Origin of the sequence: Mesorhizobium comanense (assembly GCF_005503535.1) — a bacterium.
GTDB lineage: Bacteria > Pseudomonadota > Alphaproteobacteria > Rhizobiales > Rhizobiaceae > Mesorhizobium > Mesorhizobium comanense.
Genome location: NZ_SCNN01000023.1, coordinates 39,610 through 60,919 on the forward strand (window position 1 = coordinate 39,610; position 21,310 = coordinate 60,919).

Annotated in this window: 21 protein-coding genes and 1 riboswitch; of the genes, 2 read left to right on the plus strand and 19 right to left on the minus strand. The window is 63.8% G+C overall.

What is annotated here, in order from left to right:
- Position 1 precedes the first annotated feature (1 nt).
- Positions 2-949 carry a heme/hemin ABC transporter substrate-binding protein gene (locus FFS37_RS28550; RefSeq protein ID WP_137934315.1) on the minus strand — a complete coding sequence of 316 codons (948 nt, stop codon included), beginning with the start codon at positions 947-949 and terminating at the stop codon, positions 2-4.
- Between the two features lie 181 nt (positions 950-1,130).
- On the opposite strand from FFS37_RS28550, the gene FFS37_RS28555 reads away from it, so the two are divergent.
- Complete coding sequence (locus FFS37_RS28555; protein ID WP_137934316.1) at positions 1,131-3,254, plus strand: TonB-dependent hemoglobin/transferrin/lactoferrin family receptor; 2,124 nt, start codon at positions 1,131-1,133, stop codon at positions 3,252-3,254.
- A 2-nt stretch (positions 3,255-3,256) separates the two neighbouring features.
- Positions 3,257-4,342 (plus strand): siderophore-interacting protein, encoded by a 1,086-nt coding sequence (locus tag FFS37_RS28560; protein ID WP_137934317.1) that lies wholly within the window; start codon positions 3,257-3,259, stop codon positions 4,340-4,342.
- 235 nt (positions 4,343-4,577) lie between these two features.
- Here the strand turns inward: FFS37_RS28560 and FFS37_RS28565 are convergent, their stop codons facing one another.
- From FFS37_RS28565 to msrA, 18 genes are all read right to left on the minus strand, one after another.
- Positions 4,578-5,012 carry an aconitase X swivel domain-containing protein gene (locus FFS37_RS28565; protein WP_137934318.1) on the minus strand — a complete coding sequence of 145 codons (435 nt, stop codon included), beginning with the start codon at positions 5,010-5,012 and terminating at the stop codon, positions 4,578-4,580.
- Positions 5,009-6,259 carry an aconitase X gene (locus FFS37_RS28570; RefSeq protein WP_137934319.1) on the minus strand — a complete coding sequence of 417 codons (1,251 nt, stop codon included), beginning with the start codon at positions 6,257-6,259 and terminating at the stop codon, positions 5,009-5,011. Before FFS37_RS28570 ends, FFS37_RS28565 begins: the two co-directional genes overlap by 4 nt.
- Before the next feature lie 227 nt (positions 6,260-6,486).
- Positions 6,487-7,551, minus strand: a complete 1,065-nt coding sequence (locus FFS37_RS28580) for an ABC transporter ATP-binding protein (protein ID WP_137934320.1) — start codon at positions 7,549-7,551, stop codon at positions 6,487-6,489.
- Positions 7,551-8,339: an ABC transporter permease gene (locus FFS37_RS28585; protein ID WP_137934321.1), complete on the minus strand. Its 789-nt coding sequence runs from the start codon at positions 8,337-8,339 to the stop codon at positions 7,551-7,553. The genes FFS37_RS28580 and FFS37_RS28585 overlap by 1 nt, the downstream gene beginning before the upstream one ends.
- Entirely contained in the window at positions 8,339-9,205 is an 867-nt protein-coding gene (locus tag FFS37_RS28590; protein ID WP_137934322.1) for an ABC transporter permease, read from the minus strand. Before FFS37_RS28590 ends, FFS37_RS28585 begins: the two co-directional genes overlap by 1 nt.
- Before the next feature lie 67 nt (positions 9,206-9,272).
- Positions 9,273-10,334: an ABC transporter substrate-binding protein gene (locus FFS37_RS28595; RefSeq protein ID WP_137934323.1), complete on the minus strand. Its 1,062-nt coding sequence runs from the start codon at positions 10,332-10,334 to the stop codon at positions 9,273-9,275.
- Between the two features lie 39 nt (positions 10,335-10,373).
- The gene (locus FFS37_RS28600) at positions 10,374-11,357 is read right to left on the minus strand and encodes a PfkB family carbohydrate kinase (RefSeq protein ID WP_137934324.1); all 984 of its coding nucleotides are present in this window, start codon (positions 11,355-11,357) and stop codon (positions 10,374-10,376) included.
- Positions 11,354-12,397 (minus strand): ADP-ribosylglycohydrolase family protein, encoded by a 1,044-nt coding sequence (locus FFS37_RS28605; RefSeq protein ID WP_137934325.1) that lies wholly within the window; start codon positions 12,395-12,397, stop codon positions 11,354-11,356. Before FFS37_RS28605 ends, FFS37_RS28600 begins: the two co-directional genes overlap by 4 nt.
- Before the next feature lie 3 nt (positions 12,398-12,400).
- Positions 12,401-13,126 carry a GntR family transcriptional regulator gene (locus FFS37_RS28610; RefSeq protein WP_137934326.1) on the minus strand — a complete coding sequence of 242 codons (726 nt, stop codon included), beginning with the start codon at positions 13,124-13,126 and terminating at the stop codon, positions 12,401-12,403.
- Between the two features lie 409 nt (positions 13,127-13,535).
- Positions 13,536-13,700 carry a DUF3309 family protein gene (locus FFS37_RS28615; RefSeq protein WP_064983672.1) on the minus strand — a complete coding sequence of 55 codons (165 nt, stop codon included), beginning with the start codon at positions 13,698-13,700 and terminating at the stop codon, positions 13,536-13,538.
- 370 nt (positions 13,701-14,070) lie between these two features.
- On the minus strand, positions 14,071-14,682 hold the full coding sequence (locus FFS37_RS28620) for a hypothetical protein (RefSeq protein WP_137934327.1): 612 nt from the start codon (positions 14,680-14,682) through the stop codon (positions 14,071-14,073).
- Positions 14,683-15,175: 493 nt separating this feature from the next.
- Positions 15,176-15,787 carry a methyltransferase family protein gene (locus tag FFS37_RS28625; RefSeq protein ID WP_232375797.1) on the minus strand — a complete coding sequence of 204 codons (612 nt, stop codon included), beginning with the start codon at positions 15,785-15,787 and terminating at the stop codon, positions 15,176-15,178.
- A gap of 281 nt (positions 15,788-16,068) precedes the next feature.
- Positions 16,069-17,085: an ABC transporter substrate-binding protein gene (locus FFS37_RS28630; RefSeq protein ID WP_137934329.1), complete on the minus strand. Its 1,017-nt coding sequence runs from the start codon at positions 17,083-17,085 to the stop codon at positions 16,069-16,071.
- The gene (locus FFS37_RS28635) at positions 17,078-17,845 is read right to left on the minus strand and encodes an ABC transporter ATP-binding protein (RefSeq protein ID WP_137934330.1); all 768 of its coding nucleotides are present in this window, start codon (positions 17,843-17,845) and stop codon (positions 17,078-17,080) included. Before FFS37_RS28635 ends, FFS37_RS28630 begins: the two co-directional genes overlap by 8 nt.
- Entirely contained in the window at positions 17,842-18,591 is a 750-nt protein-coding gene (locus FFS37_RS28640) for an ABC transporter permease (protein ID WP_137934331.1), read from the minus strand. Before FFS37_RS28640 ends, FFS37_RS28635 begins: the two co-directional genes overlap by 4 nt.
- Before the next feature lie 110 nt (positions 18,592-18,701).
- Positions 18,702-19,310, minus strand: a complete 609-nt coding sequence (locus FFS37_RS28645; protein WP_137934332.1) for a YkoF family thiamine/hydroxymethylpyrimidine-binding protein — start codon at positions 19,308-19,310, stop codon at positions 18,702-18,704.
- Positions 19,301-19,414, minus strand: a riboswitch (TPP riboswitch). (Overlaps the previous gene by 10 nt.)
- Before the next feature lie 183 nt (positions 19,415-19,597).
- Positions 19,598-20,602: a formyltransferase family protein gene (locus tag FFS37_RS28650; protein ID WP_137934333.1), complete on the minus strand. Its 1,005-nt coding sequence runs from the start codon at positions 20,600-20,602 to the stop codon at positions 19,598-19,600.
- Between the two features lie 73 nt (positions 20,603-20,675).
- The gene (gene msrA / locus FFS37_RS28655; protein ID WP_137934334.1) at positions 20,676-21,194 is read right to left on the minus strand and encodes a peptide-methionine (S)-S-oxide reductase MsrA; all 519 of its coding nucleotides are present in this window, start codon (positions 21,192-21,194) and stop codon (positions 20,676-20,678) included.
- Positions 21,195-21,310 lie beyond the last annotated feature (116 nt).

Here is a 21,310-nt window from a genome sequence, read left to right on the forward strand (position 1 = left end):
CCTAATCGACGCTTTCCGGATAGAGCGCCTTTGCCAGGTCGCGGATCGCGTCCGCCGTTCGCGGACCGAAGCCGATCATGTAGGCACCGTCGAGCACGATCAGCGCTTTGCTGGCGGCCGCGGGCGTCGCCGCCAGCGCGCGGTTGGAGAACACTTGCTCCGGCGTCGGGCCGCCCTTGCCGTCACTCATCATCAGGATCACGTCGGGGGCCATCTCCACCAGCTTCTCCTCCGATGCCGCCTTGTAGCCTTGCACCACATCCATCGGGTTGAGGCCGCCGGCATAGCGGATGATGGCATCGGCCGACGTACCGGCACCTGCCGCACTGAGCTTCACCAGGCCGTGGAAGAACACCACCTTCTTGCGCCGCTCCGGCGGGACTCTCGCGGCGAGATCGGCGGCGACCTGAAAAGCACCGAGCACCCCGGCGGAAACAGCCTTGCCCTTGTCTTCGAGCCCAAGCGAGGCGGCGATCAGGGTGATCTTGCGGTCTATGCCTTCGCCGCTGTTGTCCTGCGGGATGAAAACGATCGGGATCGCCAGCGACTTCAGCACCTCGACCGCTGCCGGCGGCCCGCTGTCCTCGGCGGCCAGGATCAGATCCGGACGCAGCCCCGCCACCCCTTCGACCGAAAGCTGCCGGCGATAGCCGACATTGGGCTTCCCGGCCACTTCCAAGGGATACTTGCTGCCCCGGTCGACGGCGATGATGCGCTCGCCGGCGCCGAGCGCATGCACGATCTCGGTGACGTCGGACCCGAGCGTCAGGATTCGCGTCGCCGGCCCGGGCGCGACAGTTCGTCCCAGCGCATCGGTGACGGTCTCGGCGGCTTGCGCCTTGAAGCCGCAGGACGGCGCCAACACCGACAGCGTCAGAAGCAGCATGGCGGCCATGCCGCCCGGCCCGAACCATGACCTCCGCCTGCGCCCGCCCATACTGCCAGCCATATTTTTGCTCCTTGCCCAAACCCGTTTCGAAGACGGCTTGGCCTATAAATTTAAAGTTGACTCATGTCATCATGTTTTAATATGTGACCCCTGCCCCGGCCGTCCTGGCCGCGGGATTCCAATCATGCCAGCCAGGGCCTCTCAGCCACCGCCAGCAGTTTGCTTTGCTTGGGGGCTTTGCATGACAACCACAAAAAACACGACCTTGATGGCCAGCACCGCGCTCGCCTTCGTGCTCGGCCTTTGCGCCGCGCCTTTCGCCAGCGCGCAGGAACAGGAGCCGGAGAAAAAGGCCGCCAAGGCCGATCGCCTGGCACCCGCCAGCACCACAAAGGACCAGCCGGCGACCATGCTCGACGTCATCACCATCTCGGCGACGATGATCAAATCCCCAGTCATCGATTCTATGGCCGCCATCAGCGCCGTCGACCAGGATGAACTCGATCGCATCCAGCCCGACACCGCCGCCGACATCTTTCGCACCACGCCCGGCGTCGCCGCCTCGATGAATGGCGACGATCCGGCCACCGCCATCAACATACGCGGGCTCGAACAATATGGCCGCGTCGTCGTGACGCTTGACGGCGCCCGCCAGGACTACTGGCGCGTCGGCCATGGTTCGGGCTCCTTCTATGTCGAGCCCGACCTGATCAAGGACGCCACCGTCATTCGCGGCCCGGTGTCGAACGCTTATGGATCCGGCGGCATCGGCGGCGTCGTTTCCTTCGAGACCAAGGACGCGGGCGACTTCCTGAAGCCGGGTGAAAACTGGGCCCTTAGCGAGAAGCTCGGCTATGAGAGCAATGGTGACGGCTTCACCACCAGCACGACGGGCGCCTACCGCTTCAACGAGGACGCCGACATCATCGGCAACCTCATCTACCGCAACCGCGACAGCTATACCGACGGCGAAGGCGCCACGGTGCCCTGGACCGGTGAGCGAGTGACCAGCGGCTACCTGAAGACCACCTTGCGCCCCGCCGATGGCCACGAGCTGAAGCTCGGCGCCATCCTGCAGCGCTACAACGACATCATCAGCGGTTCGAGCGGATCGCCCTCGGCGACGCTGAGCCGCTACGACGCCAACACCACCAACCAGACCTATACCGCCGCCTACACCTGGAAGCCCGACGACAGCGACCTGATCGACCTCAGCGTGAATGCCTATCACAACCGCACCCGCGCCGAGCAGACGCACGTGTGGCCGACCAACTCGATCGGCACTTTCCGCTTCTACGACGTCGCCACGACCGGCCTCAACGCCAGGAACTCGTCACGTTTCGACGCCTGGGGCATCGCCCATATGCTGACCTATGGCATGGATTACTACTACCTCGAAGGCTCGTCTGAAGCCGCGCATTTCGGCGCCGGCGAACAGCAGGGCTATGGCGGCTTTCTGCAGTGGCAGGGCGATTACGAGAACTGGCTGCAAGTGATCACGGCCCTGCGCTATGACGGCTATACGCTGGATGGCGAGACGCGCGTGCCGTCGCCTCAGGAGGCTTCGATCTCAGGCGACCGATGGTCGCCGCGCTTGACCGTCGGCGTCACCCCGTTCGAGGGCTTCCAGCTTTACGGCACCTATTCCGAGGGCTACCGCGCGCCAGGGCTTCAAGACGTCTTCCGTGGCGGCGGTGCGCATGGCGGCACCGACGCCTACCGGCCCAACCTTCTGCTGCAACCCGAAACGGCAAAGAGTTGGGAAGCCGGCATCAATGTCAAGTATGACGATGTACTGACGGCGGGCGACCGTGTTCGTGCCAAGTTAAACGTCTTCCATACGGACGTCGAAGACTACATCGAAACCAACCTGACCGTCACACCACGCACGGCGATCAACATCGGCGATGCCCGATTGAAAGGCATCGAGGCCGAGGCCGTCTACGACTACGGCTGGGGTTTCCTCAACCTCTCGGGTGCTTTGATCGACGCCAAGGTTGTCAGCGGCATCTATTCCGGCCAGGCGCTGAACAACACGCCCCTCGACCGTTTCTCGGCCACGGTCGGCTTCCGGATGCTGGAAGACAAGCTGACCGTGGGTGCACAGTATCTCAGCATCGGCGAGATCACCCGCACCCGCCGAACCAGCCTCTCCAACCCGATCGTCGTCGATCCCGGCTTCGAGCTCGTCAACGTCTTCGCCAACTGGACCGTCAACGACAATCTCAAAGTCGATTTCGGCGTCGATAACGTCTTCAACACCGCCTACACCGACCCGCAAAGCGCCTGGTCGACCTCGGCGGCCACGGAACAGGGCAAGGGCCGCACCTTCAAGGTGGCGATTACCGGCAGGATCGGAGGATAAGCATGAGCCAGACATCGATGCGTGAACTCGCCTGCGAGGCACGGCTCAACCTGCGGCATCTGCCCGATTACATGGACAGCATCACCGACCGGCTGCAAAGCTTCGAGGCCGATGCGTCGCATCAGGGACAGCGCATCGATTTCCGCTTCGCCTTCGGGGGCGCGTCCATCGACATGGAGCGCCTGGTGATGCGCGCCAACGCCGCCGATCGCGACGGCCTCGCGCGCATCAAGGATCTGCTCGCCACGGCGGTGCAGGTCCATGCCAAGGCGGAAAGCCCTGAGATCGTATGGACCGGCGATCTTTCGGGTGAGACCAACCTTGCCCAGTTCCGCGAGATGACCGTCACCGGTGTCCGCGACCTCACCCCGCATATGCGCCGTATCAGCTTTGCCGGGGAGGATCTCGGCCGCTTCGCCAAGTTTGGCGGCATGCATATCCGCATGCTCTTTCCCACGAGAGACGTGCCCGACCCGCTCTGGCCGGTTCTGGGCGCCAGCGGCCTGCCCGTCTGGCCGGCGGACGACAGGCGACCGGTTGCGCGCGTCTACACCATCCGTGCACTCGACGTGGCGCAGGGGATCATGGATGTCGACTTCCTCGTCCATCCCCGCGAAAGCGTCGGCTCGGCCTGGGCGATGCAGGCGGCGCCGGCCATGAAGGTCGGCATCATGGGGCCGGTCGGTCGCCCGGTGCGCCAGGCGGACTGGTATGTCATGGGCGCGGATGAAACCGGCCTGCCGGCATTGGCGCGCATGCTGGAAACGTTTCCCGCCGAGACAAGGGGTGTCGCCTTCGTCGAGATCGCGGACGAAGGCGAAAAGCAGGAGATCAACAATGCCACCGGCATTGAACTGCACTGGCTGACACGGGACGGCGTACCGGCGGGCGAGGACAGGCTGCTGGCCGAGGCTGTGCGCTCGGTGCAGTGGCCTGAGGATGTCTCCGCCGTCGGCTGGTTCGCGGCGGAAGCGGCAGCGGCCAAAACCATACGCGAATACTGGCGCGACACGCTCGGCCTCGGCCGAGACCAGACGTTGGCAGCTGCCTACTGGCGGCGTGGGGCGGCAGGGTTGATGGCGGGGTGAAGCGCGTAAGGTGAGCGCGTGAATTGAGAAACGTCAGCGCTGCCCCTCATCGCCCTGCCGGGCACTTCTCCCCGTATAGTGACGGGGAGAAGGGGCTGGCCGCAACACTGGCGCTCTTTTCTGCTGCGCTGGTCATTGGCGAAATGAGCGGCGGGAGCGTCTTTCTCCCCGTCACTATACGGGGAGAAATGTCCGGCAGGACAATGAGGGGCGGCGCTGACTTTCCGAGATTTCCCTACGCCCTTCTGACAACCGCCCCACCATTATCGCCAACACCAATCACAACCCGGTCGCCGGAAACAATCCCTGCAATATCACACACCACCAGCGGCATGCTGATCCCGTAAAGAAACTCTGCCACGATCGCCCCAACCGCCAGGATCGGGTCCGGCCGCTCCAACAGAATGCCGGCCGGCGCCGTCCCCCGGCGGATAGCCTCCGCCAACACCGAAGATGATGAGGACGAGCCTCGCCCGCTCGGCATGACCAGAATCCTGCCGGCGACGTTCCGCCCCAGCCCCGGATGCGAATGATCGATGATTTCGCCGGTCTCGGCCTCGACGCCACCCCAGAAGCTGAGCGGGTGCGAAAACACCAGCGCCTCGCCCTCCGCCTCCCCGGCCAGTTGGAAGCTGCCAGCTCTTTCAAATGCTTCCAGCGATTGCGTCATGCCGCGCCCCGCACCACATGCCCAACGGCGGCCGAGCGGATGCAATCCTTCATCTCGGCGAACGCCACCGTCACGCCGATATTGCCCGGCGCGTAATGCGCCCATTTGCCGGAATTGGTCATGACAACGCCATCGAGATTTTCGAGGATCGAGGTGACATAGGTGCAGGTGTCGGCGACAGGGATCAGGCCGAACGCCTCCATGCCATCGAGCGCGCCTTCATCCCGCAGCCGCGTCAGCGTCGCACGCCCGGTGTTGACGTAGATCGGGATTCCCCTGCCCGGCGCGACCTCGCGCAACATCGGCAACAGGCGCATCCATTCCTCATGCGAGAAATGCGGCGTGCCCAGGGATATTGCGGCAAGCGGCGCGCCATCAGGCACTGCGGACAGCCTGGCCAGCGCCTGATCGATGTCGGCGCGCTTGATGCGGATCGTCTCTTCCGGCGCGCGACCTTGGAACGCCTGATCGAGAGTTGCGGCCTCGGGCGTGATGCCAACGGCATGAAACAGCGCCACAGCCCCGGTCGTCGCGGAGGCCGCGCCCAGTGCCTTCAACTGGTCCTCGTCGCGAGGTTGCGGTAGTCCCGCGATCACCGGAACGCGGTCGCCGTTGGCCTGTCCGACGATCAACCCGACACCGACGAACAGGCTGTCGTTCGGTTCATGCGCAGCCTCATCGAGTTCGAACAGAATGCGCCCGCGCCGGTTTTCACTGAGATGCAGGCCCCACGCAGGCGCACGCCCGGTCATGGCGCAGCACAGGTCGATGAAATCGCCATAGCGGTTGGTGCGCGCGCCGATCACCGAATTGGCGAAGACGATGGCGTTCGATTCACCCCAGGCGATCTGCTCGCCGAATTGCGGCCGGAACCGCGTCTGGTAGGGCGCGCAGGTGAAGGTCGCCTGGCAGCCGAGCTCCAGATGCGCCTTCATCAGCCGCCGCGCCGGCACTTCCTCCGCAACCTGCATCTTTACCATGCCGGGATGGATGAGGTCGAACGAACCGACATTGAGCGTTGTCGGCACCTGGACACGCCCGCCGCCCTCGACCAGCCGCTCGACGAAATCGAGTCCGGCCTTGCCGTGGTACAGGCAGCCATCGATATGGGCGCCCGATATGTCGAGCAGACTGTTCGCACCGACGGCGTTGGAGAAGGCGACGAGGATTTTCATGGCAGCGGCCGCGGATGGGCCTTGCCCGCCGTCGAGCATGGATTGGTCGTGGGTGGTCAATTCCAAGGCCATGGACACTCCAGCCCCTTGCTCGATCGGACGGAGGGACAGCACCCCCCCTCTGCCCTGCCGGGCATCTCCCCCGCAAGGGGGGAGATCAGCAGCGTAAGCGCGGCAGCTCTTCCCGCAACGTCGAAAATTTGCGAAGGCAGAGATGACGGCCAATCTCCCCCCTTGCGGGGGAGATGTCCGGCAGGACAGAGAGGGGTGTGACAGAGCGCCAACTTCCCAATTTGTGCCTAGCCCGCCGCAATCAACACCGTGCTCTCCGGCGACCAGCGCAGCACCACATCCTGCCCTTCCGCCAGCAGGTCTGCGCCGGTGTTCTGGACGATGACCTTCAACGTCTGGCCGGCGCGGTCGACGAAATAGGTGCTGTTGTTGCCGGCGAAGATGCGCTTGGAAACCTGGCCCTTCAGCGTGTTGATGTTGCTATCCGTTGTTCCTGCATCGGTGGCGATGCGAATGCGCTCCGGGCGAACCGCGCAACTGGCTTTGGCACCCGCCGCAAGCCTGTCACCGACCCCCGCCGCGATCGCGGTGCCATCCGCCAGCCGGATACCATTGCCAGTCGCGTCGCCGCGAAAGATGTTGGCGTCGCCGAGGAAGGTGGCTGCGAACTCGCTTTTCGGACGATCGTAGATTTCTTCCGGCGGCCCTTCCTGCACCAGCCGGCCGTCGCGCAGGATGCCGATGCGGTCGCTCATCGTCAGCGCTTCCTCCTGGTCGTGCGTGACGAAGATGGTGGTGATGCCGATCTCGCGCTGGATGCGCTTCAGCTCGATCTGCATGTCGACGCGCAGCGCCTTGTCGAGCGCGCCCAATGGCTCATCCAGCAAAAGCACGCGCGGCTTGGTGACGATTGCGCGCGCCAGCGCCACGCGCTGGCGCTGTCCGCCGGAGAGCTGGTGCGGTTTGCGCCCGCCGAGTTTGCCGAGTTGCACGAGGTCGAGTGCGCGCTGCACTTCCGTCGCGATGACAGTCTTGGCCTCGCCACGCACCGAGAGCCCGAAGGCGACATTGTCGGCGACGCTCATGTTGGGAAACAGCGCATAGTTCTGGAACACCATGCCGATGCGCCGCTTCTCGACCGGCACGCGCTCGACGCTTTCGCCGCCTATCGAAATACGGCCGGTGTCGGGAAAATCGAAGCCGGCGATCTGCCTGAGCAGCGTGGTCTTGCCGCTGCCCGAAGGCCCGAGCAGCGCGTAGAAGCCGCCGTCGGCGAAATCGATGGACACATCGTCCAGCGCCTTGTGCGCACCGAAGCTGCGCGAGACGTTCGATACCGTGACGCCGGCCATTATTTCTCTCCGCCGAATTTGAAGAAGCGCGCCGTGAGCAGCATCAGCGCCATCGATACGACAATGATGATGGTCGAGACCGCGTTGATCTCGGGCGTGAAGCCCTTGCGGATCGCGGCGTAGATTTCGACCGGCAGCGTCGTCTGGCCGGGCGTCGACAGGAAGTAGGAAACGACGAACTGGTCGAACGAAACGGCGAAGGCGAACAGCCCGCCGGCGATGACGCCCGGCATGATCCAGGGCAGCGTGACCCGGTTGGTCACCTGCCACTGATTGGCGCCGAGCGAGCGCGCCGCCTCTTCCAGTTCGGGTGCGAAGGTCTGCAGGCGAGCGGAGACGACGACGATCACATAGGGCAGCGCCAGCGCGACATGGCCAAGCAGGATGGCGAACAGCCCCCGCCCGATGCCGACGCCGAAGAAGAAGATCAGCATCGCCGTTCCGGTGATCAGCCAGGGAATGGCAATCGGCGGAAACAGCAGCGCCTGCAACAGCTTCTTGCCGCGGAATTCATAGCGAAAGAGCGCCAGCGAAGCCGTGGTGCCGAGCACGACGCAGATGATGGTGGTGATGACCGCGATCTTGAGGCTGTTCCAGGTGGCCGAGATCAACTGGTCGTTCTGCCAGAGCGAAGCATACCAGTCCGTCGTCCACTCGAATGGCAGCTGGTAGAAGGGCGAGGCGTTGAACGACATCAGCGCCATGATGATGATGGGCAGATAGAGGAAGGCGAGCAGCAGCCAGACATAGATCCGGCCCAGCCATTCGAGGATGCGGGTGGTCATCATCAGGCGGCCCTCCGCAGCACCGGCGATGCAACCGCCAGGATGACCAGCACGACGGCCAGCAGGATGAAGGACAGCGCGGCTCCCAGCGGCCAGTTGAACACGGCGACGAACTGGTCCTCGATGACAGTGCCGTAGAAGGTGCCAGTGCGACCGCCGAGGATGCGCGGCTCCATGAACGAGCCGACGACGGGCACGAAGATGAGAGCGGCCCCGGCCACCAGCCCCGGCATCGACAGCGGAATGATCACCCGCTTCAGCACCTGCAACCGCGAGGCGCCGAGCGAGCGTCCGGCTTCGATCAGCGAGTCGTCGATCGCTTGCAGCGTGAGGTAGCAGGTCAGCACCATGTAGGGCACGTAGGAGTGCACCAGGCCGATGATCACGGCAGGATAGGAATACATGAGATCGATGTTGATCTTGAACGGCAGCACGGCGTTGAGCGCGGCGTCGAGGATGCCGCCTTCGCGCAACACCATGGCCCAGGAGAAGATGCGCACCAGCCCGTTCGACCAGAATGGCAGGATGACCAGCAGGAAGATCGCCTCGCGGCTGCGCCCTTTCAGCACCTTGGCCAGCACATAGGCCGCGGGATAGCCGATGACGACGCACCATAGCGTCACTTCCAGACCGAGCCTGAGAGAGGCCAGCAGAAGCGTCAGGTAAAGGCTCTGCGAGAAGAAGGCGGCATAGTTGCCAAGCGTGAAGGCCCAGGGCTTTCCCGTCAGCGGCAGGTCGGTCATGAAGGAGAAGAACACCATGGCCGAAAGCGGCAGGAAGATCGCCACGGTCAGCCAGAGATAGGCCGGCGCCAGCAGCGGTAACGCCTTGCCCAGCCCGCCGCGCGATGCGGCCGCACCCTCTGCCATGATATCCTCCTCCCCAGGATTGGAAGGACCAGCCGGCGTGAACCGCCGGCTGGTCCGGGCGTGAGCCTTACTTCACGTCGACCTTGAGCTGCTGCCAGAGCGCAAGATAGGCCTCGCGCTGGGCGTCGGTGATCGGCGCCTGGAACTGGATGCGCTTGGCGACATCCGGATCACCCATGACCTTGCGGTTGAAGGCATCCTCGGGCAGCGCCTCGACGGCCTTGGTGTTGGCCGAGACGGGGGCGCCGACCTTGGTGACCCATTCGACGTAGAATTTCGGGTCGATCATGTAGTTGATGAAGGCCTCGGCTCCAGCGACATTCTTCGAGCCGACCGGAATGGAGAAGGCATCCAGCCAGGCGACGGCGCCCTCCTGCGGAATGACCAGCGAGACCGGCAGTTTGAAATGGGTCTTGGCGCGGTCGGCCGAACCGCTCCAATAGGTGCCGATATCGATCTGGTTGGAGGCGACCATCTGGTTCCAGTCGTTTTCCGAGCTCCAGAACGTCTTGATCTGCGGCATCAGCGAGGTCAGCTTGGTCTTGACCGCGTCCATATCCTTGATGTCGTTGATGTTCTGGCCGGTGGCGATGGCGCCGAATTGGACCGCCTCGACAGCGTCGTCGCGGATGACGACGCGGCCCTTGTGGGCGGGATCCCACATCTCGGCGATCGACGTCGGCGGCTTGTCGAAGGACTTTTCATTGATGGCGAGCGCCGTCAGGCCCCACACCCACGGCACGCCATAGACCTTGCCGTCATGGTCGAGCATGGGCGATCCCGCCTTGTCCTTGCTGATATCGGCGTAGTTCGGCAGCTTGGAGGTATCGATCGGCTGGATCAGCTTCTCGGACATCGCCTGGTCGTTGAAGGCGGCGTTGATCATGACCACGTCGTAGAGACCGGGATTGGTCCTGAGCTTGGTCAGCATCTCCTGTTCGGAATTGAAGAAGTCGTTGACGACCTTGTTGCCGGTCGCCTTCTCGAAGGCTGCGATTGCCCAGGGCTCGTCGGCGCCATAACCCTTCCAGTTGAGCACATGCACTTCGGCGGCGCTCGCCGCCAGCGTGAGCGCGGTGGTAAAGACGGCGGTCGCCGTCAAGAGAGCAGTCAGTCTCGGCATGCGCATGTTGGTTCCTCTCTGTGTTTGCCCGCTTCCCGGGCTTTGTCAGGCTGTCTGATGGGCCTTCCGTGTCTGGCCGGGCACATCGGTCGAAGGACCGTCGGCCTGGCTCAGGAAAGTCTGGATCTCCGCATCGGTCGGTGCCGATGAGCCGCCATGACGCGTCACCGAAATCGCGGCCGCCGCATTGGCGTAGCGCGCTGCCTCGAACGGCTGCGTTGCGCGCGACAAGGCGCTGACAAACGCGCCGATATGGGTATCGCCGGCGCCATTGGTATCGACAGCCTCGACCTTGAAACCGGGAATGGTTTGCTGAGCGCCGCCGGCCAGCCTGATGTGGCAACCCTTGGCGGCCGAGCGGATGACGACACCAGCAGCCTGCGGACAATGGTCGGCCAGAAGCCGTGCCGCGAGGCTCTCGACATCGCCAGGCCCGGCGATTTCGGCGGCCTCCGTCGCGTTGCAGCTCAGCCAATTGGTGCGGGCAAGCACGCGCGACAGAATGGATCGCGGAATATCGGAAACAACCGGCGTCGGATCGAAGACGAAAGCAACGTCCGCCGGCAGCGCTTCTATCCAGCTGGTGAGCGCATCACGGCTGCCGGGATAGCTGAGCGTATAGCCTGACGCGAACACCCAATCGCCTTGCACGACCGTGACGGACGCCATCATGGCGAGGCTGAGAATGCTCTCCGCGCCGGGCCACGACACGAAGGTGCGTTCCGCATCGCTGGAGATCATGGCGACGCAATTGCCGCTGTCCATAACAGGCGATGGCGGCGTCAGCGTCTCGATACCTTCGCTCGCGAACGCGGCGCGCAGGAAATCACCGTTCGGCCCGGCGCCAAGCTGGCCGCCGAACACCACCGTCATGCCGGTGCGGGCCGCGGCGACCATCATGTTGAAACCGCCGCCGGCGACCTGCGCATAACTCGATGCGGTCTTTTCCGTGCCGGACGCCGGCAGGGCATCAATGCGGTAGACATAGTCGACCACCGCGCTGCCGATATGGACGAGGCGCCCGTTCATGCCGCGGCGTCCTTGCCAGAACCCGTCTTGCCGGCCGTCGCCATCCGCGCCGCGACAAGATCGGCGGCAAGCGTGCGAACCTCGGCCATGTCGATGCCCTTGAGGCCGGCCACGCGATCCCCCGGCAAGCGTGAAAACCCGGTGCAGGCGCCGGCCATGCCGGCCGCGATGGCGCCGATCGTATCGGTGTCGCCACCGAGATTGGCGCTGATGATCGCGGCCTGCCAGGGATCGCCGTCGGCAGCTTCCAGCACCGCGAAGGCTGCCGGAACGGACTCCTGGCTGGCGACCCCGGTGCCGACGAGGTCAGTGATCAGCCGGATCGCGTCCTTCACCACCTTTCCGCGCACCAGGTCCCGCGCCCACACGATGCGGGCCGCGATGTCGCCGCCGGTCACCCAATGGCCAAGCGTTGCCCCTCGCCTTGCGGCGGCAACCGCGCTGTCGGACGCGGCCCGCCAGTCCCCGCCAGCGACCCCGCGGCTGACGGCGGCGGCGACGGCGCTCGCGGAGGCAATCGCGATCGACGTGTTGTGCGTCGCCCGGCAGGTTTCCGCCACCTTGGCGACGAGTGCGTCGAACGGCTCCGGCGGCATCATGATGCCGACCGGCGCGATGCGCATGGCCGCGCCATTGGTGTCGCCGCCCCGCCCCGCCTCTTGTGCCGGCACGCCGTTGTTGATGGCGTCGATGGCGCGCTTTGTCGACGGCCCCAGCAGATCGTAACTGCCGCGCGCCTTGACCTCGCGCTCCCAGTCGAGCAGCGCGTTGACCCAGCGTGCATGGTCGAAGCGCTCGCCCGATTCAACAAGAATGCGGCCGAGCAAGAGCGCCTGTTCGGTGTCGTCGGTTATGGTTCCGGCCAGCAGGCCTTTCGACACCGGATGCTCGGCGAAAGGAGCGACGAAATCCTCGACATGGCCGTAGAGTTCGGCGATGCGGGCCGGTGACAGAAGCTGAGTCGGCATGCCGAGCGCATCCCCCAGCGCGCCACCGACAAGCGCGCCCTTGGCGCGATCGAGCATTGCATTGTCCGGCATCGCTCAAAACCTCATATGCAGGGCGAAATGGGCGGGATTGAGCAGGCTGGTGACATATTCGATCGGCCGCTCGTCAGCCGCGCGCGTCAGCCGGCGGCCGCGCAGGAACGGCGTGCCTTGCGGGCATCCCAGTATGGCGGCGTCGCCGGCGTCGAGCATCTCGATGTCGACCCATTCCTCGCCATGGTCGGGCACAAGCCCCGCCCCGCGCAGCGTCTGGTGCAACGAGCCTTCACGCAAGCCGCGCAGCGGCACGTCCTCCAGTTCAGGCGACAACGGCAGCCGGCTGCGCTCGATGGAAATCGCATGGCCGTCGCTGGCGTTGGTGCGCACGCGGTCGACGGCGATGAAGAACGGGCTTTCGATGCCGAGCAGAACGGCCAGGTCGGCATCCTCGATCACCTCCAGCCGCAGCGTCCTTGTCTCGGCATTCGCGCCGGCATCGGCGAGCGCCCGTGACCAGCCGATGGCGTCATCGACAGGCTTGCCGTCGAAAGTGACGAAGGAACCAATGCCGACCTTGGTGGTGATCAGCCCGCGGCTGGACAGTTCCTCGAGGCCCTTGCGGACCGTGTTGCGGCTGACGGAGAAGCGCTGGACGAGCTCGTTTTCGCTTTGCAGGCGATCGCCGAAGCCGAGAACGCCGGAGCGGATTTCATGTTCGAGAACGGTCGCGATCTGCTCGGGCTTGCCCGTGCCGGGAGACAATTGAACCGCGCGCCGCTTCATATGCGTACCTGTTCAGTGAACCTGTATAGTCCTGTTCAATATATCGGCAAGACGGCACTGTCAACGAGGTGGCGGAGGCTGGCGTGGCATGGACGTCGGCCGACCGAAGCCAGAAGCCTCAACCGAAGCCAGGGAGCCTCACTGGAGTTCCGGGTACGCCGGCCCGGGCCGGACCTCAACGTGATGCTAGGGCAAAAAGAAAGCCCGCTCCGGGAAGCCGGGGCGGGCCTTGGAGGAGGATAAGGGGTGGGACCCTCTCCTCTTGTTTCCACGGGGGGTGTGGACCGCATTCAATATAGGTGAGTCTCGCCCTTCAGCGGATCACAAGCCTGCCTGCTTTCATCACGATCCGGTGCGCGACGGCATCCGCGTGGTCACGACAGCGCGAGCGCCCATGGCAACCACTCGGCTAGATGCGCCCGAGCACGACAAGAATGATGATGATCAGCAGCACCAGCCCCAGCCCGCCACCGCCATAATAGCCGGTGCCGTAGAACGGTCCGCCGCCCAGGCCACTGAAGCCGCCAAGCAGCGCAATGACAAGAATGATAATGAGGATTGTTCCAAGGCTCATGATTTCCCGCTCCTGTATGCGCTGGTGCGCCGATTGGACATCGCGTGATGCGATGTTCGAAAACGAGAACGTCCGAGCAGCCCTGCCGTTCCAATCGTCATGGAGCCATGTGTCGATTTCGCCGGCAAAGGAAATCCCTGCCCCGCGAGATGAAAAGCTTGAAGATTGCAACCCGCGATACCCTCGGCCGGGCAAGCCGCCATCGGCATCCAGGTTGAGAGAGGCGTGAGAACAAGGTCGCGGAAGCGCAACAGAGGCGTAGCAGAAAGCCCGCCTGAACGGCGGGCTTTCCAACCGGCCGGAGGCCAGGAGAGTGCGCTTCAAAGCCTCGCGGCTGGTTTTCCGCACTTCCCTTCCGGCACCCTTGGCCTCAGCGGCGCGCGATCAGCAGGCAGAGCTGGCGCAGGTCGCGATCATAGGTGCCTTCGCTGCTGAGCACGTCGGCGCAACGCTTCTTCATCCTGGCCAACTGGTTGCCCGACATCTGGGCAACGACGCCCGGAAGATTCGGGTGGCCAGGATTGCTCGGGTTCGACGGATTGCCCGGATTGCTGGGGTTGGTTCCGCCACCGACACCCACGCCGACACCGACGCCAAGTCCGCCCGTGCCGCCGACATTCGCGCCGAGGCCGGCGCTGATGCCGTTCGACCCGCCGACATTCGCGCCCAGGCCCGCATTCACACCATTGCTGCCGCCGACAGAGGCGCCGAGCCCGGCGCTGACGCCGCCCGAGCCGCCGACATTCGCGCCGGCCCCGGCATTGACGCCGCCACTGCCACCGACCGAGGCGCCGACACCGGCACTGACACCACCGCTGCCGCCCACCGAGGCGCCGACGCCGGCGTTGACGCCGCCGCTGCCGCCGACGGAGGCGCCTACACCAACGCCAATTCCGCCGGCAGCATTCGCGGGCATCGAAAGAACGACGATTATCGCACTACCGGCCAACACGCTGGCGACTGTTTTGATCATGGAAGCCATAACACTCTCCTGTTGTCGTTGCGCTAAGGCAGTCGGCATGCAGCCGATTGCGAACTGAAATACGCGACAGAAGAGGTTCAGTTTCAATGCGGATCTCAATTGTAAAAATGATGGTATTCGTTGTAGAAATACAGAAATAACAACAGTAGTAAAAATATATTATATCTGTAAAAAATATTATGGCCGAAAATACCGAATTATCGGTATTATGTGAAATTGAGAAGGAAAAACGATTTTTATGAGAAAGTCGGAAACAGCTGAAGCTGGGCGACTCCAACGTCCATTTCTAGAACCATTGTAGCCATAAATTACGCAGCAATAACCCTTGCATCCCAGAGAATGCACAGGACGCAAGGAGATGCTTTGGATAAATCTCGCAGGAGCAAGAGGGTTTGCGCGGCAGCAGGCCATTCGATGCGCCGCTGGCTGACCTGAAGCCAGCCGGATCGCCGCCGCGTCTTGATCGTGGTGTTCTAGAATATGCTGGGTGTTCTCAGAACACCCGAGGCAACAGCCTGTAGCGAACGCGTTCCATGTAGGCGCGATATTCCGGCTCCGCGGCCAGCAGCGCTTCCTCGCGCAGGATGCGATACAGTTGCAGATAGGTGATCACCGCATAGACCGCGAGGTTGTGGAAGGAGAAGGCCGACAGCAGGAACAGCACGTGGCCGGCAAGATAACCGGCATAGATCGGGTGACGCACAATCCGGTAGGCGCCGCCCGTCATCACGCCGCGATTGGCAGGCAGGATGGCAAAGGAGCGACCCAGCGATATCTTGCCCCAGATGACGAACCAGAGCGCCAGGAACTGCAATGGCGCGGCGACATAGACGGGGATGAGTGCGATGCCCGGCTTCAGGCTGATCAAGGCAACCCCGAAACTGGCCGTCACCGAGACGATGACCGTAAGCGGATTCCAGTCACGCGTTGCCGGGCGCCGCGACAAAAGCAGCCAAGTGAAGGTGAGTATCTCGGAAATCGCAACCAGTGCGGCATTGATCCGCGTGGGATCCTCCACCACCTGGTACATGCCGCGGTAGACGAACAGTCCCGCGCAGGCCAGCGCGCAGACGCGAAAAAAGCCTTCGCGCAGGTCGATCAGCATTTCGCGTTTTCGCGCGGCGGAGAAAACTCCGCCTTCGTCGGCATGCGAAAGCGCGTCACTTTTTGATGTGAGCAAGGCAGGCACCCCGTGATCCCCTCGAAGTGACCTTTGCACGCAACCATTGCCGGCCGGTTAACCGGCAGACCGGATCGCGACTATCGCGTGGAAATGGCCTGTGCCGCGTCGGCGCCGGTCGTGCGCAACCTCCTGTTTCGTGTCTGCCTGCCCGGCGTCAGACGCACTCATCAAAGGTATCTGTCACCGGGCTACGCGGATCTGCCTCATGCCAGATACTGGTTGGTGAAATATCCGCCAAAATCAGGCAGTTGCGTCAGAGCTTTGGCATCCGCGTCGCGCAGGATGCCCGTGGCAAACAGGTAGGAGCCGATCGCATCCATCTTGGCCGGATCCATGGTGCCGATGGAACCGCTCTTGCCGCGCAGGAAATGCCCGTCGACGAGCGCCTTCAGCGAGGCATCTATCAACGCCGGATTGGTCAAGGCATCCTTGTTGGCGGCGATCAGCAGGGCCGCCGCCTCGCCGGCATGATCGACGGCGAACTGATAGCCGCGCCGCGTTGCCTGGACAAAAGCCGCCGCCAGCTCCGGATTTGCCTTCAGATAGGCCTCGCTCGACGAGATCAGCGTCGTGTGCTCGTCCGGTACGCCATAATCGGCATAGACGAAGCTGCGCTGCTTGACGCCCTTGAGCTCCGCCTCCACGCCCTCCCAGGTCGAAACCTCGAGGGTGAAGTCCACGGAGCCGTTGGCCAGCGCCTCATAGGCGGAGGTGCCGAGGGTCACGGTCTCGAAATTCCCCTTGCCGCCATCGTGGCGGATGATGGTCGAGATCAGCGCGTTCTCCCACGCACTGCCGAAACCGCCATAGGTCAGGCCGTCGAGATCCCTGGGGCTTTTGATATCGCTGCGCGCGGCATTGAAGACTAGCCGGCCGGTCTCGGACTGCACCACGGCATAAACAGCCTTCAAGTCGGCCCCGCCGGTTCTTTGGGTAAACAGGCTGATGGTGCCGTTGATGCCGAAGTCGGCGACATGGTTGGCGACAAGCGTCCCGGCGCCGGTGTCGCTATAAGGAAGAATGTCGACCTCGATCCCGGCCTCGCGATAGAAGCCTTTGTCGCGCGCGACGAACAGCCCGATGTGGTTGGTGTTGACCGTCCAATCCAGCGCGACGGTGACCTTCGGCGTCGCCGCGAAGGAGCGCTTCGCTCCGGCAACCAGCGGCAGGCTGCCGGCAAGGGCAAACAGCAGGGCCTGGCGACGCGTTATCTCAGTCATGGTCGTGTCCTTTGGATGGTTGGGGATTGAGCAGGATGTCGAGGATCTCCGCCTCGAGCGCGCTGGCCCGCGACGAAGCGGCAGCGGTCGGGTCGCGCGGTCGAGGCAGCGGCACGCTGATTTCGCGCACGATGCGGGCGGGTCGTGCCGACAGCACATAGATCCGGTCCGACAGGTACAGCGCCTCGCGCACATCATGGGTGATCAGCAGCGCCGTCCAGCGATGGTGCCGCCACATCTGTTCGAGCCAGCGTTGCAGGGCCGCACGGGTCAGCGCATCGAGAGCGCCGAAAGGCTCATCGAGCAGCAGCATGTCGCGCTCCTGCACCACGGTGCGCAGCAGCGCCGCGCGCTGGCGCATGCCGCCCGACAGCTGCGCGGGAAAATGCCGCTCGAAGCCGGCGAGCCCGAACTCGGCGAACAGCGGTGCGACGCGCGCCCGTGCCGCCTTGCGCCTGACACCTTGCACTTCGAGCCCGAGCGTCGTGTTGTCGATGATGCGCCGCCACGGCATCAGCGCGTCGCGCTGCGGCATGAAAGCAAAATGCCTGCCATGGTCGTCGAGCGGCGCACCGTCGAAGAGCATCTCGCCATGACCATGCTCGGCGCCCGTCAGTATCTGGAACAGCGTCGACTTGCCGGCGCCGGAGGGGCCGAGGATCGAGACGAATTCGCCGGCGCCGACATTGAGCGAAATGTCGGCGAGCACGTCGAGCCCGCCAAACGCCTTGCGCACATGCCGCAGTTCGAGCCGGTTCATTCGCGCGGACCCGTTCCCGGCGGCTCACGGCCGGCACGTTCCCAGGGCATGGCAATACGCTGCAGAAGAACCGTCAGCCCGAACAGGCCGAGGGTGAGCCCCGCACTGACGGCAACGGCGGCCAGCACGAGGTCGGGGCGGAAATTGTTCTTGGCGTTGAGCATGTAGATACCGAGCCCCTTCGCCGCTCCCGCATATTCGGCGAAGATGGCGCCCACCACGGCATAGGTGATGGAGATCCTGAGCCCGGCGAAGAAATAGGGCAGCGCCGAGGGCAGCCGGGCCAGCACGAAGACGCGCCAGCGCCCCGCCCCCATGGTGCGCAGCATCTGGCCGATCTCGACCTCGGTCGCCTCATAGCCTTGTACAAGCGCCACCAGCATCGGGAAAAAGGTGACCAGCGCGACCAGCATGATCTTGGGGGCCAGCCCGAAACCGAACCACAGCACCACCAGGGGCGCGATCGCCACCAGCGGCAAGGTCTGGCTGACGATGAAGACAGGAAAGAGTGCGCGCCGCAGCGGTCGAAAAAAATCGACCAGGATTGAGAGCGCGAAGGCCGCGCTGAGCGAGCAGGCGAAGCCGAGGAGTGTGGCGCGGATGGTGGGGATGGCATTGTCGACCAGCGCTTCGCGATTGAGGATCGCCTGCTCGAAGACGCGCGAGGGCGCCGGCAGCACCGTCGGCTTGATGCCGGAATGGTTCGCGTAGAGTTCCCATGCCACGAGCAGCAGCCCGACAGACATGACAGCCGGTGCGCACCTGGCGAAGAAACCCGCGACCCTGCGCGGACGGCTGGATGACGATGAGACCACGATAAGACAACCTTGACGGCGGTCGCGACGGCGCGAACGGTTCAGACAGCGGTGGGGCTGTTGGCGGAAACCGTGACGTCGAGGGTTACGTGCCCTGCACCCGGCCCGAAGCGGCAGAAGGCTTCGTTCAGCGCCGAAAAAATCGAGCCGGCATCGCCGCGCAGCTTGGTGCAGAAATTCTTGGAGCGATCATAGACGCCGGACTGCTTCAGGAAGTCGATGCAGCCGTAGATCTCGTCCATATGGTCGCCGGTGCCCATTACATAGAGCGAAAACTGGGCCGCGGCTGGCTGGCCGGTTGCAGCGGCACCGCGCACGGCGGCAATGGCCGCTTCCTTGCGCGGACCAAGCGGTCCGACCGGTCCGCCAAGTGTGTCGGTGCGACAGATCGGATCGTCGGGTTCACCGGGACAACCCCGCGAAATGGCGGCCGACAGCACGCAATGCTTGCCGCTGCGCGCCGCCGCCACGAACAGGTCGCGCAGCGCCGGAAACAGCACCTCGGGCGGCCCCACCAGCAGCGTCGAGATATCGTCGGTCTCGATCCTGAGCCTGTCGCGCCAGGGATCGAGCGCGCCGAGCGCGCCAAGGATGACGCCGACGAAATCGTCGGACATGGGATATAGGGAAACCTGTGCGCCTGAAAACATCGCCCGCCTCGCTCCGCTGGTATTACCCAGATCAGCTTCTAGGGTCTGTGGGCTTGCCGCCCCCGTCTCAGCCCCGACCGTACGGAGCACCCCTGTGGATGCGCGCGTTAAAGCACCATTCGATCGGCCTGGAAAGTCATTTTTTCAGGAGGCAGCACCAAAAGCGTTGCGCCAGACCCGGGCGACGCACAAGTCGGACGCCAACGGCAATGCCACGGCACCGGCCGTGAACGACAAGAACTGCGGCAAGTAATTCCGGGAGAAGAAAAGGGGCAGCCATCCGGCGCTTAGCCGTCTTGGCGGTTGGCGGTCTTTGTCTCGCCGTATAGCCGCATTTCCAGGCGCCCCTTTGGGGAAGACGTCCGCGCGAACATGGCCCTCACCTTCACCAGACGTTTGAGCAGCCGGTTGTAGGTGAGATACAGGACCCTGCCGTCGGCGAGATCGAATTCCACCGCGCCCCATCGCAGGGTCGGCGCATGCCCCGTGGGCGGACCTAGCCGCTTGATCTGGAATCCCAGTCTTACCTTGTGTTCTCCCATCTGCAGGTAGATTCCCGGCAGCAATCCGAGCACGTGCCACAAAAGCGTGACGTGCCCGATCGGCATCGCCGATGAAATCATCGTGTGAACCGGCTCCATCCGAGCCCAGATGAAGTCGCCCTTCGGCTGCGGAACCCCATGCAGCCTCCCCCTGCAATAGGCAGGCGCCGCCTCGCTCACCAGCATTCGCATCGCGGCCGCCGAGCTGGCGACGAGCGTCTGTTTCGACGTCCAGTCGGCTTCGCTGAATCGCACCTGCCCAAGAATGTCGCCGTCATCGAAACCGGCGGACATCCTGTGTAGCGTCACGCCGCCATGGGCGGCATGCTGGCCATCGGCCGCAAGGCGATGGAATGGATGAGGTCCGCGGTAATTCGGCAAAAGCGCCGGATGCAGGTTGACCCCGCCTTGGGGAAAGCGGTCAAGCAGGCTCTGGGGAATGAGGGTTGGGAAGGCATAGCAGACCAGCACATCGGCGTTGATTTCAGACAGTTGCCGCCCAAGTCCTTCCCAGTCGTAGGGGCGGCCGAACTCGATAAGCCTGACGTCGGCGTTGCCGACAAACCGTCTGAGCAGCAGCTTGCGCTGCAGCCGCCTGCGGGAATTGCCGATACTGAAACCGGCAGGCCGACGCGGGAAGCCGGGAACGACGACCGCGCCGATACGGTTTCCCCCATCGAGCCAGCCGGCCAGCAGCGGGCCGGTGTATTCGGAGATTTCCAGGACAAAAGCAGCGGTAATCGGTGCTATCTGAAAACTGACCTTTCAAATCTGACGTTTTTGGCAATCCGGACCGGGAGCATGGCTCCCGGTCCGTCCAGCTTTACGAAGCTGCCCTTTCGCGGACCGGTAGCTTCCAGCCTGGCCTTACGAAATGGCAGGTATAGCCGTTCGGATATTTCTCCAGGTAATCCTGATGTTCGGGCTCGGCCTCCCAGAAGGCGCCGGCCGGCGCCACCTCGGTGACGACCTTGCCGGGCCAGAGGCCGGAGGCATCGACATCGGCAATCGTATCCTCGGCCACGCGCTTCTGCTCGTCGCTGGTGTAGTAGATCGCCGAGCGATAGCTCAAGCCGACATCGTTGCCCTGGCGGTTGCGTGTCGTCGGATCGTGGATCTGGAAGAAGAATTCCAAGAGGTCACGGTAGCTGATCCCAGCCGGATCGAAGATGATTTCGATGGCCTCGGCATGGGTGCCGTGATTGCGATAGGTGGCGTGAGGCACATCGCCTCCACTGTAGCCGACACGGGTGGAAAGGACTCCCGGGAAGCGCCGGATCAGATCCTGCATGCCCCAGAAACAGCCGCCGGCAAGCACTGCACGTTCGCTCGAAGTCGCCATGTCACGTCTCCCGAAAAGCAATTCCAGCTGGCGCCTTGCGCCGGGAACTGCGCTGACAAAATTGGATTTCCCATAAATGGGCATTGTTGCCTGTTTCGTCCAGCCACCTGAACGAC